Origin of the sequence: Actinomadura sp. HBU206391, assembly GCF_014323665.1 — a bacterium.
GTDB lineage: Bacteria > Actinomycetota > Actinomycetes > Streptosporangiales > Streptosporangiaceae > Actinomadura_C.
The window spans coordinates 1-15754 of the sequence record NZ_JABVEB010000129.1; the positions used below are offsets into that span (position 1 = coordinate 1).

The following is a 15754-nucleotide window of genomic DNA, read 5'->3' on the forward strand; positions in this document are numbered from 1 at the left end:
ACGCCGGGAGCGGCCGGCCGTCCAGGCGTCAGAGGCGGCCGCGATCAGCCGCTCGGCCCTGGCCTCACGGGTGGGTGAGAGGACGGCGGCACGCTGCCAGGCACGGGAGGACTCGGCCAGGTGCCCGGCCCGCCTGGCCGCGACGGCCGCCGCCACCAGCTCGTCGGCGAGACCGCCGTCCGGTTCGCCGGCGACCGCCGCCAGGTGCCAGCTGCGTCGCGGCCGCTCCCATTCCCGGTCGAGAACGGTCGCGAGCACCGCGTGCGCGGCGTGGCGCTCGGCGGGGGCCGCGTCGGCGTACAGGCATGAGCCGATGAGCCTGTCGGGCACCTCCACGGCCTGACCGTCGAGCCGCACTAGGCCCGCGGCCCGGGCCGGCTCGAGCGCCCTCAGATCGATGTCGGCCTGTGCCGCGGCGCGGGCGAGCGTGTCGAGATCGAGCCGGTCGTCGGCCACCGCCATGAGGACCAGCCGGCGGGCCGCCTGGGAAAGCCGCAGATACCGCCGCCGGTAGAGCGCCCGCAGCCTGCTGCACGCCGGGAGCGCCCGGGGCGGTGGCGCGTCGCCGGAGAGCTGCTCGGGCGTCAGCGCCTCGGCCAGTTCGACGAGCGCGAGAGGCCGGCCGCAGGCGAGCTCGATCAGTTCCCCGGCCAGCTCGGCGGGCAGTGCGCCGCCGGCCCGGTCCTCGAGAACGCGAAGGCCGGCCGCGTCGTCGAGAGCGGTGAGCGAGAGGCTGGGAACATCGGCGAAATGATCCGGGCCGGCCGCCCCCGGCGGGTCGCCTGAGGCGGACAGCACCATGACGACCGGCTCGTCGGCGAGCCGTCTCGCCGTGAAGGCCAACGCCGCCGCCGAGACCCGGTCCAGCCAATGCGCGTCGTCGACCCAGCACAGGACCGGGCCGCTCCGCGACACCTCGGCCAGCAGGCCGCCCACGGCCCCGTAGAGCGACAGGGAGCCGGCCGGCCGCTCGCACCGCCCGCCGGCGACCGGCGCCAGCGCGTCGGCCTGCGGCGCGGGCAGCCGGCCGATCCGCTCGGCGACGGGCCGCAGCAGCCGGTGCAGGCCGGCCAGCGGAACGGCGCTCTCCTGCCGGATCCCCCGGGCGCCGAGCGTACGGAAATCCGGGCCGGCCCGCCGTACGGCCGCCTCCAGCAGCGCGGTTCGGCCCAGACCCGGTTCGGAGACGATCAGCAGCGCTCCGCCTTCTCCCGCTCGGGCCCGGTCGAGCAGCGCGCCGAGGGTCTCGAGCTCGTGGCCGCGTCCGCGCAGCACGGGCGAGTCGCCGGTTCCGGTCGCGTCGGACATGCCGTCCGCGCCGGAGAGGGCGAAGGGACGGCGTGATCCCATGTCACTCCCTCGGCGGGTGGGAACGGATCGCTGGCATACGTCAACACGGTGCCGCCGAACCGGTCTAGAGCGGCGTTCTCATTCAGTGACCCGGCCCAACGAGCGGGCACCGGTGTTGTGATCGGGCACAATCCGGCCGCCCGATCGGCCCGCCGGTCTGGTCAGGGCGGTGCTTCGATGGCACCATGAGCGCCCGCGAGCGCTGGAGGTGGCATCGACATGGCGACCGCGCCGGACGGCGCCGACCGCGCCATCATGCAGAAGGCGGTGCTGCGACTTTCGGATCGCCTGCCCGAGCTCACCGATCAGCTGGTCTCGGAGATCCTCGACGGAGAGGGACGTGACCGTCCCGCCGAGCTGCGCGACGACCTCTGGGAGACCTGCCGTACCGGCCTGGGACACGGCATCGGGGCGATCCTCGATCCGGGCGGCCGGCGGCTGGACCTTCAATGGGCCGAGCGGCTCGGCCGGCGTCGAGCCGAGCAGGGACAGCCGCTGGACCAGCTGCTGCGATCCTACCGGCTGGCGGGCAGGGTGTTCTGGGAGGCCCTGGTCGAGGTGGTGAGCGAGGAGCATCCCGCGCATGTGCCGGCTCTGGTGCGGCATGCCACCCGAACCTGGCAGACCATCGATCAGCAGTCCAGCATGGCCGCGGAGGCCTATCGCCACACCCGCTACGAGCTGCTGCGGCGTAGCGAGGAACGCGTTCAGGCGGTCGTCGATGCGTTGCTGGAGGGGCGTGCCTCCGAGGGCGAGCTGCTCGCGACCGCGTCCGCCGTCCTCGGCCTGCCTGCGCGGGGCCGCTACGCGGTCGTCATGCTGCGCGACGACGACGCCTTGGACGAGCGGGGCGGACACCGGCCCGCGGACGTCAGCGGGACGGGGCTCGGCGGGATGCGGTTGATCTGGCGGATGCGCGCCGACACCAGGGTCGGGCTCGTCTGCCTCGGCCCGGCCGGTCTGGACGACCTCGTGGACGCACTGCGGCCTCACGTGCGCGGTCACGCAGGAGTGAGCCCGGTCGTCGAGACGCTGGCCGATCTCGGCCGGGCGCGGCGGCTCGCCGAACTCGCGCTGCGCACCTGCTGGGCCGGGGAACCCGAGATCGCCACCCTCGACCGGCGGCTGCCGGACGCTCTGGTCGTCTCCCAGCCCGAGCTGGCCGGGCGGCTCGGCCGGGAGGTGCTGGGCGCCCTCACCGAGGTGGACCCCGGGCTCCGTGACGTCCTCGTGTCGACCCTCACCGCCTGGCTCGACTGCGACGGGTCGGCGGCACGGGCCGCGGCTCGTCTCTACTGCCACCACAACACCGTGCTCAACCGGCTCCGCCGCCTCGAACAGCTCACCGGCCGATCGCTGAGCCGCCCGCGCGACCTCGTGGAAGTGGCCCTCGCGCTGAGCGCGATACATCTTCACGGCACCGGCCCCGCCGGCTCGCCGGTCTGATCGGGCTCCGGAACATCGAACTCCGGAACATCGATCCGGGGGATCAGGACGGTTCGGGCGCCTCGCCGCGTTCGCGGAGCAGAGCCTGGAGCTCGGTGATGGCCTTCCTGGCCCGCTCGCCCTCAGAGCCCTGGATGCCCATCGCGCCGACCGAGGTGCCGTCGGCGAGGTCGAGGGTGGGCCAGGGATCGCCCTGCACCATGGTGATCCGCAGCACCTCGGCCCAGTCGTACCGGTGCGTGCGCAGCGGGTTGACGACGGTGAGTCTCTGCTCGTCGGCGACCACCTTGCTGCGGGCTAGCAGATGCAGGATCGCGGCGATGCCCAGGCCGAACACCACCAGGCCGATGCGGTCGGCGATGCCGAAGGGCGGCGCCACCACGAAGGCGAGCACGATCATGCCAAGCACGATCATGCTCGCCAGCGTGTATGCGATCAGCCGGCTACGGAACGGGCGCCAGGTGATCGGGAGGGGCCTAGTCAACGATCTTGGCGATGGGAATCTCGAGGATGTCACGGGCTCCGGCCGTCCTGAGCGCCGGGATCAGCGTGTTGACGCCGCGCTTGGCGACGACGCTCTCCACCGCGTGCATCTGTCCGCCGGCCAGCGGGGTGACGGTCGGCGACGACATCGCCGGCATGATGTCGAGCACGCCCTGCAGCCCGCCGTTGGCGACGTTGAGCTTGAGCAGCACCTGGCCGCGTGCCCGGATCACGCCCTGGAGCAGCAGCGCGATGTCCTCCATCGCGGCGCGCTTCTCCGGGACCTCATAGGCCTCGCGGTTGGCGACGAGCTCGGTGTAGCTGGTGAGCAGCGTGTCGAGGATGCGCAGGCCGTTCTTGCGCAGTGACGACCCGGTCTCGGTCAGGTCGACGATCGCGTCGACGATGTCGGGCACCTTCGCCTCGGTGGCGCCGTAGGACGGAACGACCCTGGCCTTCACCCCGTTCTTCTCCAAGAACCGCTGGGTGAGGGCGGGGAACTCAGTGGAGATCCGGACGCCCTCGGGCAGATCGGAGACCCGCTGCCATGGCGCGTCGGCCGGTACGGCCATGATGACGCGCACCGGGTTGGACGTGGCCTTCGAGTACTTCAGCTCACCGAGCGACACGACGTCGGCGTCGGTCTCGGTGATCCAGTCCCGGCCCGTGATGCCGAGGTCGAAGAGCCCCTGCTCCAGATAGGTGGGGATCTCCTGGGGCCGCAGAACCCGGACCCGGTCGATGCGCGGGTCGTCGATCGACGCGCGGTAGTCGCGGTCGGAGGCCCGCTGAACGGTCAGGTCGGCGGCGTCGAAGAGCTCGAGCGTCGCCTTTTCGAGTGAGCCCTTGGGCAGGACGAGAGACAGCACGGAAGAACCTTTCGTGTGGATGTCGCGGGAAACCAGGCGGGCTCGGAAGCCCGGATGGCCGGGTCACAGGGGGTGTATCCCCTGGATCTCCGCTAGAGATGCTCGGAGAGGTGCCCGGCGTGACCGTGATGCCGCAGACCTCGCAAGGTCAGTGCCGTGTCGAGTGCGGCCACAGTCGCCTCCCATCCCTTGTCCTCGCGGCTGTCCGCCAGCCCACTGCGATCGATTGCCTGTTCAATGGTCTCACAGGTGAGAACCCCGTTGCCGACCGGCGTCGCCTCGTCGAGGGCCACGCGGGTCAGCCCGGCGGTGACGGAATCGCACACGTAGTCGAAATGCGCGCTCTCACCGCGGATGACGGCGCCGAGGCACACCACCGCGTCATGGTCCCGGGCGAGCTGCTGGGCTATGACCGGGAGCTCCAGCGCCCCCGGAACCCGCGCGACGACCGGCTCGACCACGCCGCACGCCTTCGCCGCCTCGACCGCGCGCTCGAGAAGCCGGTCGGTGACCTCGGCGTGCCAGCGGGTACAGACGATCCCGAGTGAGAGATCGGCCGCGTCGACCGTGATGTCCTCAGGTCTGCCAGTCCCGCTCATGAGGCGTCCTCCAGCCCGGCGATCTTGTGACCGAGACGGTCCCGCTTGACGGTCAGGTAGCGCAGGTTGTGCTCGGTGACGGTGACCGGCAGCGCGATCCGGCCGTGCACCCGCAAGCCGAAGCCCTGCAACCCCTGCATTTTCTTCGGGTTGTTTGTCAGCATCCGGATGGAGCGTACGCCAAGATCTGTGAGCATGTGGGCGGCATTGCTGTACTCCCGGGCATCGGCCGGCAGGCCGAGCTCCAGGTTGGCGTCCACGGTGTCGGAACCGTTGTCCTGCAGGTGATAGGCGCGCAGTTTGGCCAGCAGGCCGATCCCCCGGCCCTCGTGCCCGCGCAGGTAGAGGACGATGCCCCGGCCCTCGGCGGCGATCTCGCCCATGGCGGCGTCGAGCTGGGTGCCGCAGTCGCATCGCTCCGAGCCGAGCACGTCTCCGGTCAGGCACTCGGAGTGCACCCGGACGAGGATGTCCTCGCCGTCGCCGATCTCCCCGTACACGAGTGCGAGGTGCTCGCCACCGTCGATCGCGCTGGAGTAGCCGACCGCGCGCCAGACGCCGTGCCGGTTCGGCAACCGGGTCTCGGCGGCGCGGTGCACCATCTGCTCGGTCCGCCGGCGGTGCTCGACCAGCTGCTCGATGGAGATCAGCTTCAGCCCGTGCTCCTTGGCGAAGATCTGTAGCTCCGGCAGCCGGGCCATCGTGCCGTCGTCGTTGACCACCTCGGCGAGCGCGCCCGCCTCGGTCAGCCCGGCGAGCCTGGCCAGGTCGACCGCCGCCTCGGTGTGCCCGCGGCGGCGCAGCACGCCGCCCTCGTGGTAGCGCAGGGGGAAGATGTGGCCGGGCCGGACGATCTCATGCGGCTCGGTCGCCGAGTCGCACAGCGTACGGATCGTACGGGCCCGGTCGGCGGCGGAGATGCCCGTCGTGACCCCGTCGCGCGCGTCGACACTGATCGTGTAGGCCGTCCGCATCCGGTCCCGGTTCTGCGACGTCATCAGCGGGATCTGCAGCCGGTCCAGGTCCTCGCCCAGCATCGGCACACAGATGACTCCGCTGGTGTAGCGGATGGTGAACGCCAGCAGCTCCGGGGTCGCCTTGCCGGCGGCGAAGATGATGTCGCCCTCGTTCTCACGGTCCTCATCGTCCACCACCACGACCGGCCTGCCCGCGGCGATGTCCGCGACGGCCTCCTCGACGCTCGCGAACATTCCCCTGGTCTCCTTCTCATCGCCGCTCACGACGCCACCACCTCGAGATTCTGGGTTCCGGTGGTCTGTGCCCGGTACTGCCGGAGCCAGCCGCGGAACCCGATCAACACCATTACGAAGAACACCGCGTAGACCACGCCCGACACCACCAGGCCGGACGAGAAGGCGAGCGGCACCCCGACCATGTCGACGATCACCCACATGATCCAGAAGTCCACGAGCGCGCGCCCCTGGGCGTAGGTCGCCACGGCACTCCCGACGAAGATGTAGGCGTCGGGCAGCGGCGCCCACGACCAGCCGGTGGCCTCGAAGAACAGGGCCACGAGGCCGGTGCCGGCCACCATGACGCCGATCAGCGCCAGCCGCTCGCGCCCGGTGGCCGGACGGACCCGCAGATCCCGGCCGTCGCGCAGGCCGCGCGACCACCGCCACCAGCCGTACATGGCGAGTCCGCCGAACATCACCTGCTTGAGCGCGTTGCCGGTGATGTGCGCGCTCACCGACGCGACGAAGAGGAGCACGGACGCCAGCAGCTGCACCGGCCAGGTCCAGATCGTCCGGATGTAGGCCAGCCACAGCGTGGCGAGCGCGCAGACGTTGCCGACCAGGTCGGTGAGGAGCACCTTGTGCCCGAGGACGAGGAAGCCCGTCTGCGTCCAGCTCATCGGTCCGCGTCCATGAGCCGTTCGACGTACTTCGCGACGACGTCGACCTCGAGGTTCACCGGGTCGCCGGGACCCTTGTGGCCGAGCGTCGTGAGCGCGAGCGTGGTCGGGATCAGGCTGACCGTGAACCAGCCGGTCGCGGCCTCGACCACGGTGAGGCTGATCCCGTCGACGGTGATCGAGCCCTTCGCGACGACGTACCGCGAGAGCCCGGCCGGCAGCGACACCTTGACGACGTCCCAGTGCTCACCCGGCTCGCGGGACAGGATCTCGGCCACCCCGTCGACATGCCCCTGCACCAGGTGGCCGCCCAGCCGGTCGGCGAGGCGGACCGGACGCTCGAGGTTGACCCGCGTACCCGGCTCGACGGCGCCCAGACCGGACCGGTCGAGGGTCTCCTTCATCACGTCGGCCGTGAAGACGTCCTCTTCGAGGTCGACCACGGTGAGGCAGACGCCGTTGACCGCGATCGACGCGCCGTGCACGGCATCCTGGGTGACCAGCGGTCCGCGGATCGTGAGCCGCGCCGAGTCTCGCAGGAACTCGACTCCCACGATCTCGCCGAGTTCTTCGACGATGCCGGTGAACATGTCCCGAAGTCTCCTTCAGATAAGACTCCGGGGGAGGTCGCGAGGACCCGCGAAGACAACGCCCCAGGTCGGGGCGCATCGCGCGCTGCCTCCCATCCGGACTCTCACCGTCGGTCCCGGAGTTCCACCGGGTCAACCGGCCGATGGCTTCGGCCGGGTCGCGGACTGTCACCGCCGGTTCGGAATTTCACCGACCCCGGAGCACGCTTGCTGACTTCCGTAACCAGTGTGCCATCTTTCGCATTCCCCACCACATGTGAGGATGCCCACCATCTCAGAGTAAACAACCTAGCGCTCGCTTGGTAGACCCAAAAGCCGGACCGGGCCCGTCGCGAGCGCTCTCCCGGGCCGGCCGCCGGGCTAACCCGCTTCGCGCGTGGACCAGCCGGCACTGGCCCGCTCGGCCCTCTCGCGCAGAGCCCGCACCGCCTCGGCCGGGTCGTCGGCGCCGAAGACGGCGTTCCCGGCGACGAAGACGTCGGCGCCCGCCTCGGCGCATCGCTCGATCGTCTCGGCGCTGACGCCACCGTCGACCTGGAGCCGGACCGACAGCTCACGGCCTCTGATCAGTTCACGGGCGCGGCGCACCTTCGGCAGCACCACGTCGAGGAACCGCTGGCCGCCGAATCCCGGCTCCACCGTCATGAGCAGAAGCATGTCGATCTCGCCGAGGAGATCCTCATACGGCTCCACCGGGGTGGCCGGGTTGATCCCGAGCCCGGCCCGCGCGCCCGCGGACCGGATCGCGCGCAAGGTGCGGATCGGCGCCTTGGCCGCCTCGGCGTGGATCGTGACGCCACCGGCGCCCGCCTCGGCGTACTGCGGCGCCCACCGGTCCGGATCCTCGATCATGAGGTGGCAGTCCAGCGGCAGCGCGCTGTGCTTCATCAGCGCCTCCACGACCGGCAGGCCGATCGTCAGGTTGGGCACGAAGTGGTTGTCCATCACATCGACGTGCACCCAGTCGGCGGCGTCGGAGATGAGCGCGACATCGTCGGCGAGCCGGGCGAAGTCGGCGGACAGGATGCTGGGTGAGATCTGTACGGCCATGATGCACCTGAGTCTAGGAGGCTTCGCGGCCCGCGGCCTCACCCGCTCAGGTGACCGAGCGGGTGTCTCCCTGCGCGAGGCTCTCGGCCCGCACGGCGCTCACCTCGCGACGCGCCAGCCCGAGGCGGACGAACGCCGCGGGCGCCCCGGCCGTGATCCACAGCGACAGCAGCGTGTGCACCACGAAGACCACGATGACCTGGGTGCCGGCGAACAGGCCCACCACCCAGATCGCGGCGGCCCCGGCGAAGCCGAGCGGCACCCGCGCGAGCCGTCGCAGCGGTGACCCGCCGGCGTCCAACCAGCCTGAGTGGGCCAGCCAGGACAGCCCGGTCAGCACCCCGAGCAGTGTTCCCGTGGCCGCGCCGCCCTGCGCGAGCGACACGGGCCTCACTCTGCCGCCCGCCAGTTCGATGGCCCTGGCCCATGCCTCCGGAAGAGGCCGGCCGGACAGCGCCTCGACCGCCAGCGCGGTGGCCGCCAGTACGGCCGCCGCGACCACGACGCTGAGCAGGAGCTGCACCGCGAGGGCCCTGCGCGTCCACCAGGGCACCACGATCGGCTCCAGGGCCAGAGCCAGGACCAGCAGCGCCACGCCGATCCCCCAGCCGGCGAGCACCTGCTGGATCGAGTGCATCCCGAGATAGACGCGCGACACCCCGACCAGGAACACCACCGCCACGACCAGCACCCAGACCGCTCGCCGCCGGGCCTGGACCCCGGCCAGACCCCACGCGACGGCGGAGCCCTGCGCGTGCCCGGACGGCATCCCGAACGAGGAGAGCGATTGGTGCGCCTTGACCGACTGGTCGGTCCAGTACGGCCGGGGGGCGTGCCAGAGCAGCTTCAGGAGCGTGTTGATCGCGGCGCTGAAGGCCAGCACGACCGCTGCCCGGGCGCCCACGCGCGGGCTGACGCACCAGAAGACCAGGACCAGGATGGGCAGATAGAACCCAGCGCTGCCGATGAACGATATGAACCTCATGAACTCGGTCAGCATGGCGACGCCATGCCGACGCGAGCCGATGTCGTCTCCGCCATACCCCGATCATGCCCGGTTCGAGAGCGGTGCCACGGAAGCCGTCGCGACACTGATGTCGAGTGCCGGACGGCCGGGCCGCCACGGCGGCGGCATTCCCGCGCCTCGCCGGTGACGTTGTGCGGCGGCGCTCTTTTGCCACTTCTTGAGGATGTCCGCAAGGACGCGTCCGTCAACTGGCGGCCTGGCGCCGTTCGTCCGGGCGGCGCAGCAACGCCATGAACATGGCGTCCGTGCCATGACGGTGCGGCCAGAACTGCGCGTACGGTCCCGCACCGAGGTCCGGAAGCGGCGCGGCCGACACCTCGGCCAGCGCCGCGGGAGCGTCGAGGCGCTCCACGTCCGGGCGGTCCTTCAGCACGTCGTCCACGACGACCCTGGTCTCGGCCAGGTGCGGCGAGCAGGTGACGTAGGCGACCACGCCGCCGGGCCGCACCGAGTCGAGCGCGCTCGCGAGCAGCCCGCGCTGCAGAGGGCCCAGCTCGGCCACGGTCTCAGGGCTGCGCCGCCAGCGGGCCTCCGGACGGCGCCGCAGCGCGCCGAGACCCGTGCACGGCACATCGACGAGCACCCTGTCGAAGGCGCCGGCCGGCCAGGCGGGCGAGGCGCCGTTCACGACGGCGACACCCGTCCGGTCGTCCACGGCGCGCCGGACCAGGCGGGCACGGTGCGGCTGGACGTCGCACGCCAGCAGCCTGGCGTCGCGCCCGGCGGCCACCGCGGCGAGCAGGCCGGCCTTGCCGCCCGGTCCCGCGCACAGGTCCAGCCAGCGCTCGTCACGGCCGTCCAGCGGCACCGCCGCCAGGGCCAGGGCGACCAGCTGGCTGGCCTCGTCCTGCACGCCCGCGCGTCCCTCGCGTACGGCGTCGATCGCGGCGGGGTCGCCCTCGGTGAGCAGCGCGGCGTACGGAGAGTACGGGGCGGGCTCGGCCCCGGCGGCGAGCAGCTCCTCGACCGAGGCGCGTGCGGGCTTGGCGATGAGCGTCACCCTGGGCCGGTCGTTGTCCGCGGCGAGCAGCGCCTCGAGTTCGCCGCGCGCGGCGCCGAGCGCGTCCTTCAGCGAGGACACGATCCAGCGCGGGTGACTGTAGGTCACCGAGAGCCGCCCGGTCTCGTCCTCGGGCGCCACGATCTCCAGCCAGGCGTCGAGATCGCGGCTCGCGACCTTGCGCAGCACGGCGTTGGCGAACTTGGCCTGCCCGGGCCCGGCGACGTCGCGGGCGAGTTCGACGGTGGTCGCGACCGCCGCGTGCGGCGGGATCCGGGTGCGCAGCAGCTGGTGGGCGCCGAGCCGCAGCACGGCCAGCAACGGCGCGTCGATCCGGCGCAGCTCCCTGTCGCTGCACATGGCCAGCACCGCGTCGTAGGTGCCGCGGCCGCGCAGCGTGCCGTAGGTCAGCTCGGTCGCCAGCGCGGCGTCGCGGCCGGTCAGGCCGCGTTCCCGCAGCCGCGCGGGCAGCAGCAGGTTGGCGTAGGCGTCGCGGGTGTCGACGGCCCGGATGACGTCGAAGGCGGTGCGGCGAACCAGATCCTGTGGCCGGCCGGTACGGCGCGGCCGACCGGGACGACGGGTGTCATGGGAACGTGGCGGCATCAGATCTCCGCCTCAGGTCGAACGAGCGCCTTCAAACGAGCCGGTCCTCCTCGGTGCGGCGCAGGCCGCGGGTCCAGTCGACGGCGCTCATCTGCCGCTTGCCCTGAGGACGCACGTCGCCGAGCGCGACCGGGTGGGTCCCGGTGCCGACGAGCACCTCCTTCTTGCCGGCCCGCAGCTCACCGGGCGCCAGATCACCGGCCGCGAGATCACCGGCGCCGGCCGCCGGCCGCACCGGGCCCAGCTTGATCCGGTCGCCGTGGAGGGTGGTCCATGCGCCGGGAGCGGGGGTGCAGGCGCGGATGAGGCGGTCGACGCGGGTGGCCGGGGCGGTCCAGTCCACGCGGGCGTGCTCGGGGCCGAGCTTGGCCGCGTACGACACGCCCTCGGTCGGCTGCGGACGGGGTTCCAGCAGCCCCGACTCGATGCCGTCCATGGTGTCGACGAGCAGCTTCGCGCCGGCGTGGGCCAGCCGTTCCAGCAGGTCACCGGTCGTGTCGGCCGACCGGATCGGCTCGGTGAGCACACCGTAGACCGGGCCGGTGTCGAGATCCTCCTCGATCTCGAAGGTGGCCGCTCCGGTGATGTCGTCCCCGTGCAGGATCGCGTGCTGCACGGGCGCGGCACCACGCCAGGCCGGCAGAAGCGAGAAGTGCAGATTGACCCAGCCGTGCGGCGGAATGTCGAGAGCGGCGCGCGGGAGGAGCGCGCCATAGGCCACGACCGGGCAGCAGTCGGGGGCGATGGCCCGCAGCCGGTCCAGGAAGTCGGGGTCGCGGGCCTTGACGGGCTTGAGCACCTCGACGCCCGCCTCGGCCGCCCGTTCGGCGACGGGGCTGGCGATCAGGTGCCGGCCCCGCCCCGCGGGCGCGTCGGGCCGGGTGACGACCGCGGCCACCTCGTGCCGTGACGCGAGCAGCGCCTCGAGTGCGGGCACCGCCGCCTCTGGGGTCCCCGCGAAGACGAGCCTCACTAGAGGGCCCTCCCGAAGGTCTGGTGCGGCGAGTCCCTGATGACCGGGGCCGGGTCGCCGAACCACTCGGCCTCGCGGATGGCCTTCATCGCGGCCTTGCGCTGCTCAGGGTCCATCCGGTCGACGAACAGGATGCCGTCAAGGTGGTCGGTCTCGTGCTGGACGCACCTGGCCAGCAGTTCCGTGCCCTCCAGGGTGATCGGCTCGCCGTGCATGTTGAAGCCCTTGGCCACGACCCGCATCGCGCGGGGCGTGGGGAACGCGAGCCCGGGAATCGACAGGCAGCCCTCGTCGCCCTCCTGCTGCTCCTCCGACAGATCCAGCGACGGGTTCACCAGGTGTCCGAGGTGGTCATCGACGTAGTAGGTGAAGACCCGCAGCCCCACTCCGAGCTGCGGTGCGGCGAGACCCACCCCCGGCGCGTCGATCATGGTGTCGGTGAGGTCCTTGACGAGCTGGTGCAGCTGCTTGTCGAAGTCCCTCACCGGCTCGGCCGCGGTGCGCAACACCGGGTCGCCGAAGAGTCGGATGGGCTTGACGGCCAATAGTGGCTCCGTTCGGTGCGTGCTGGGGATTCCGGTGTGTGTCCGGCGATCGTCTTGACAGTCTACGGAGCGTTGGAGCGCAATCCCCACCCGTTACCCGCTCAGACGCGAGAACGTGCCTTGAAAGCGGACTTGCGCGCCGCCTTGGCCACCACCTTGTCCGGATGGTGACGGCCGAGGAGCTCGAGGACCTCCGCCGTGTCGGGGTGGTCGACCCGCCACATCTCGGCGACCATGGCCCCGAGGTCCGCGTCGGCCGGAGCGTCGGCCAGCGCCACGGCGACGGCATCCTGCGGCTCGGTGCTCTCGAGCAGCCCCGCCACCGTGTCAGTGAAGATCCACATCATCTCGTCGGCGTTCAGCTCGATCTCATCGTCACCGTGGGCGTGCAGCCACAGTGCCGCGTACGGCCGGGCGGCCGGCTCCTCCAGCGCCCGGCGCACGACGGGCTCGGCCGACGGACCGGCGTGGTGCAGGACCGCCGCGGCGAGGTTGCGGACCCCGGCGGTGCCGTCGCGCATGACGGCGAGAAGCTCCGCCGCCGCCTCGGCCGGCTCCCTGCGCGACAGCCACAGGCCGATCTCCTCGTCGGCGGTGTCCTCTCCGTGGTCGACGAGCCCTTCGAGGAACTCGGCGGCGGGCGCCTCGGCCAGGTCGCCGACCAGCGGAGCCCGGTAGCCGTCGGCCAGCAGCAGCTCGCGGACCGCCCAGACCCCGAGGGGTGTCAGCGCGTGTCCGGCCTCCTCGTCGGTCCGCACCACGCCCCAGTCGACGAGCTCCTCCATCGCGAGGGTGAAGGCGTACCTGCCGGTGGTCTCCAGCAACGCGACGTCGGAGATCTCGTAGGTCTCCTCGATGTGCGCGAAGAGAAGATCGAAGAGCTCGTCCTCGGGCACCGGCTCGGGCCGCTCGTACAGGTGGATCAGCATGCCGGGGAGGTCTTTGCGCACGACCTCGACGACGCTCACCTGATCGCCCGGATCGACGGTGGGGGTCACCGCGGCGTCGAAGGCCGCAAGCCACGAGGTCAAGGCCGCCTCGTCGTCGCCCTGCGCGAAGGCGTCCAGCGCGGGGCCCGGCCGCACCCGGCCGTCCTCGACCAGCAGGACGGCGGCCGACACCGCCGCGCGCCACAGCCGCGTGAGTTCGGCGATCCCGCCCGTTCCGGCCGGCCCCTGCTCCGGCGCCCCCGTGGTCGCGGCATCGAGTTCCGCGATCGCGGCCGCGGCGTCCTCCGGCGTCAGCCCGCCGTCGTCGGTCAGCTCGGTGACCTCGCGCTCGGCCACCCAGGCGGCCAGCCCGCGGATCCGCTCGGTGAGCCCCGACCCGCGTGCCTGCGCCGCCAGTTCCTCCTGCGGGGCCAGCCGCACGGGGCCCACCACGGCGTCCTCGGCCGCGAACATCATCTCGGAGATCCGGGCGACCTGCTCCTCCTCGGGCAGTGCGCTGAACTCGTCGGACCACCGGCGCACCGCCGCCTCGTCGGCCGGATCCACGCCGTCGGCCCGCATCAGCCGCGTGAGCATCTCGGCGGCGGACTCCTGATCGAGATCATCGGCCGCGGCCATGGCCGCGGCGAACTCCGGTTCGATCCCGGCCAGCCGTACCCGCAGCCGCTCGGCCCCGTCGGCGGGGACGGCGCCGCTGTCGGCCAGGAAGTCGACCAGCTCGTGGCCGGCCGCCAGGACCGCCGGCACGTCGTCGGAACCGGCGGCGACCATGCTGGGAAACTCCTGGAGCAGGAGCCGGTCCAGGCCGTCGGGGGTCAGCTCCCCGGCCGCGCGCAGCCCGAGCCCGTCCGCGGCGAGTTCGAGCAGGATGCGGGCCCCTCCGACGTCCGTCCGCCCGTCACGCCGCTCCGCCCATCGCTCCAGCTCGCGGATCGTCGTCTCAACCCATTCGTCGGCCACGGATCAACCCTACGGCGGGCGTCCGTCCCGGACAGGTGTATCCGCCGTCTTCTCCGGTCGGCCCTGGACGGGCCCGCGCCCGCGCCGGGCTCGCCCCGTCCGGTGGTGGACGACCCGCGGCCGTGAAGGCGGGCGGGTCAGATGAGTTCGAGCGGGTCGATCTGCACACGGACGGGTTCGGGGGCCTTGCGCGCACTGCGCACGCCCTGGCCGGCCTTGAGCGCGTGGGCGAGGGCGGGCCCGGCGGCCCGCTCGACGCGGACCAGCGCCCGCTCGCGCGGCTGGGCGGCCGGGCGGGATCCGCCCGCGCCGGGTTCGCCGTCTCCGCCTCCGGCGGGGACGGCGGCGGGTGCCCCTGCGGCGGCGAGGACGGGTACCGGGCCGAGGATCTGGGCGCCTTCGGGAAGCCGGGCGATCTCGAGGAGCTCCCTCAGTGCGGCCGGCGTGCCGGTGAGCGAGGCCATCCGGGCGGCTGGCGGGAAACCCAGTTCCCTGCGCTCGCCGAGCTCACGCTCGGCATGGGTCACGGGGTCCCAGCGGAGCAGCGCCTGTACCGGGCCGAGCGCGCCGTCCGCGAGCACGACGACGGGTCCGGCCGGCCGGACCAGGGCGGCCGCGTTCATCCAGCGGCGCAGGGCCTCCTCACCGGCCCGCAGATCGGCCCGCCCGAGCAGCACCCAGCCGTCCAGCAGAAGGGCGGCCGCGTAACCGTCGTCGGCCACCGGCTCGGCGCCGGGGGTCGCCACGACGATCGCCGCCTCGCCCCCGACCCGGTCGAGCACGCCGTCGCGCCCCGAGGTGCGTACCGGCACGCCGGGAAAGGCACGGCCCAGTTCCTCGGCGGTACGGCGCGCTCCGACCATGATCGCGCGGACCTGCCGGCCGCCGCACTCGGGGCACTGCCACTGCCCCGCGATGCGGCCGCACCACCGGCAGTGGGGCGCCGCGTGCGAGGAGTTCACCGACAGCGTGCCCTGGCAGGCGTCACAGCGCGCCGGTCCACGGCAGCGGGCACAGGCCAGCGCGGGGACATAGCCGCGGCGCGGCACCTGGACCAGGACGGGGCCGTCCGCGAGCGCCTGGCGAGCCGTGCGGAACGCCAGATGCGGCAGGCGGGCGCTGCGGGCGGCCTCGTCGCGGGCCAGCTCGGCGTCCTCACCGGCGGGGTGGATCCGCGGCATCACCCGCCGAAGCGTCGGTCGGTCCGGCACCAGGGCGTGCGCCCATCCGGTCTCGATCAGCTGGGTGGCGTCCGTCGTGCGGTTGAACCCGCCGATGAGCGCACCCGCACCGGTCCGGTGGGCCCGTAGCGCGAGCACGTCACGGGCGTGCGGATAGGGCGCGTGCGGCTCGGCGTGCACGTCGTCGCCGTCGTCCCAGAGCACGACGAGACCGAGATCGCGCACGGGCGCGAACATCGCGGCGCGGGT

The 15754-nt window shown here is 72.5% G+C and carries 14 protein-coding genes, 1 pseudogene and 1 riboswitch; of the genes and pseudogenes, 1 reads left to right on the plus strand and 14 read right to left on the minus strand.

Features of this window, described 5'->3' with window-relative positions:
* Positions 1-1350: AAA family ATPase (locus tag HKK72_RS26690; protein ID WP_187237183.1), on the minus strand; the 1350-nt coding region annotated here is incomplete at its 3' end.
* Positions 1351-1569: 219 nt separating this feature from the next.
* On the opposite strand from HKK72_RS26690, the gene HKK72_RS26695 reads away from it, so the two are divergent.
* Complete coding sequence (locus tag HKK72_RS26695) at positions 1570-2796, plus strand: PucR family transcriptional regulator (RefSeq protein WP_187237184.1); 1227 nt, start codon at positions 1570-1572, stop codon at positions 2794-2796.
* A 43-nt stretch (positions 2797-2839) separates the two neighbouring features.
* On the opposite strand, the gene HKK72_RS26700 is transcribed toward HKK72_RS26695, so the two are convergent.
* The 13 genes and pseudogenes from HKK72_RS26700 to HKK72_RS26760 form a co-directional block, all read right to left on the minus strand.
* Positions 2840-3211 carry a PH domain-containing protein gene (locus tag HKK72_RS26700; RefSeq protein WP_187237185.1) on the minus strand — a complete coding sequence of 124 codons (372 nt, stop codon included), beginning with the start codon at positions 3209-3211 and terminating at the stop codon, positions 2840-2842.
* Between the two features lie 61 nt (positions 3212-3272).
* Positions 3273-4148, minus strand: coding sequence for an ATP phosphoribosyltransferase (gene hisG, locus HKK72_RS26705; RefSeq protein WP_187237186.1), 876 nt, complete (start codon positions 4146-4148; stop codon positions 3273-3275).
* Between the two features lie 92 nt (positions 4149-4240).
* Positions 4241-4747: a 6,7-dimethyl-8-ribityllumazine synthase gene (ribH, locus tag HKK72_RS26710; RefSeq protein WP_187237187.1), complete on the minus strand. Its 507-nt coding sequence runs from the start codon at positions 4745-4747 to the stop codon at positions 4241-4243.
* Positions 4744-5958, minus strand: coding sequence for a bifunctional 3,4-dihydroxy-2-butanone-4-phosphate synthase/GTP cyclohydrolase II (locus tag HKK72_RS26715; RefSeq protein ID WP_187237196.1), 1215 nt, complete (start codon positions 5956-5958; stop codon positions 4744-4746). The genes ribH and HKK72_RS26715 overlap by 4 nt, the downstream gene beginning before the upstream one ends.
* A gap of 26 nt (positions 5959-5984) precedes the next feature.
* The gene (locus HKK72_RS26720) at positions 5985-6623 is read right to left on the minus strand and encodes a nicotinamide riboside transporter PnuC (protein ID WP_187237188.1); all 639 of its coding nucleotides are present in this window, start codon (positions 6621-6623) and stop codon (positions 5985-5987) included.
* Positions 6620-7213: a riboflavin synthase gene (locus tag HKK72_RS26725; RefSeq protein WP_187237189.1), complete on the minus strand. Its 594-nt coding sequence runs from the start codon at positions 7211-7213 to the stop codon at positions 6620-6622. Before HKK72_RS26725 ends, HKK72_RS26720 begins: the two co-directional genes overlap by 4 nt.
* Before the next feature lie 78 nt (positions 7214-7291).
* Positions 7292-7422, minus strand: a riboswitch (FMN riboswitch).
* Positions 7423-7573: 151 nt separating this feature from the next.
* Positions 7574-8263 carry a ribulose-phosphate 3-epimerase gene (gene rpe, locus HKK72_RS26730; RefSeq protein WP_187237190.1) on the minus strand — a complete coding sequence of 230 codons (690 nt, stop codon included), beginning with the start codon at positions 8261-8263 and terminating at the stop codon, positions 7574-7576.
* Between the two features lie 46 nt (positions 8264-8309).
* Positions 8310-9263 carry a phosphatase PAP2 family protein gene (locus tag HKK72_RS26735; protein WP_187237191.1) on the minus strand — a complete coding sequence of 318 codons (954 nt, stop codon included), beginning with the start codon at positions 9261-9263 and terminating at the stop codon, positions 8310-8312.
* Positions 9264-9474: 211 nt separating this feature from the next.
* A complete protein-coding gene (locus HKK72_RS26740; RefSeq protein WP_187237192.1) occupies positions 9475-10896 on the minus strand; it encodes an RsmB/NOP family class I SAM-dependent RNA methyltransferase in 1422 nt (473 codons plus the stop codon).
* 31 nt (positions 10897-10927) lie between these two features.
* Positions 10928-11869: a methionyl-tRNA formyltransferase gene (fmt, locus tag HKK72_RS26745; protein ID WP_187237193.1), complete on the minus strand. Its 942-nt coding sequence runs from the start codon at positions 11867-11869 to the stop codon at positions 10928-10930.
* Entirely contained in the window at positions 11869-12414 is a 546-nt protein-coding gene (def, locus tag HKK72_RS26750) for a peptide deformylase (protein ID WP_187237194.1), read from the minus strand. Before def ends, fmt begins: the two co-directional genes overlap by 1 nt.
* Positions 12415-12515: 101 nt before the next feature.
* The gene (locus tag HKK72_RS26755) at positions 12516-14324 is read right to left on the minus strand and encodes a hypothetical protein (RefSeq protein ID WP_187237195.1); all 1809 of its coding nucleotides are present in this window, start codon (positions 14322-14324) and stop codon (positions 12516-12518) included.
* A gap of 137 nt (positions 14325-14461) precedes the next feature.
* Positions 14462-15754 (minus strand): annotated as a pseudogene (locus HKK72_RS26760) (primosome assembly protein PriA); the annotation flags it as partial.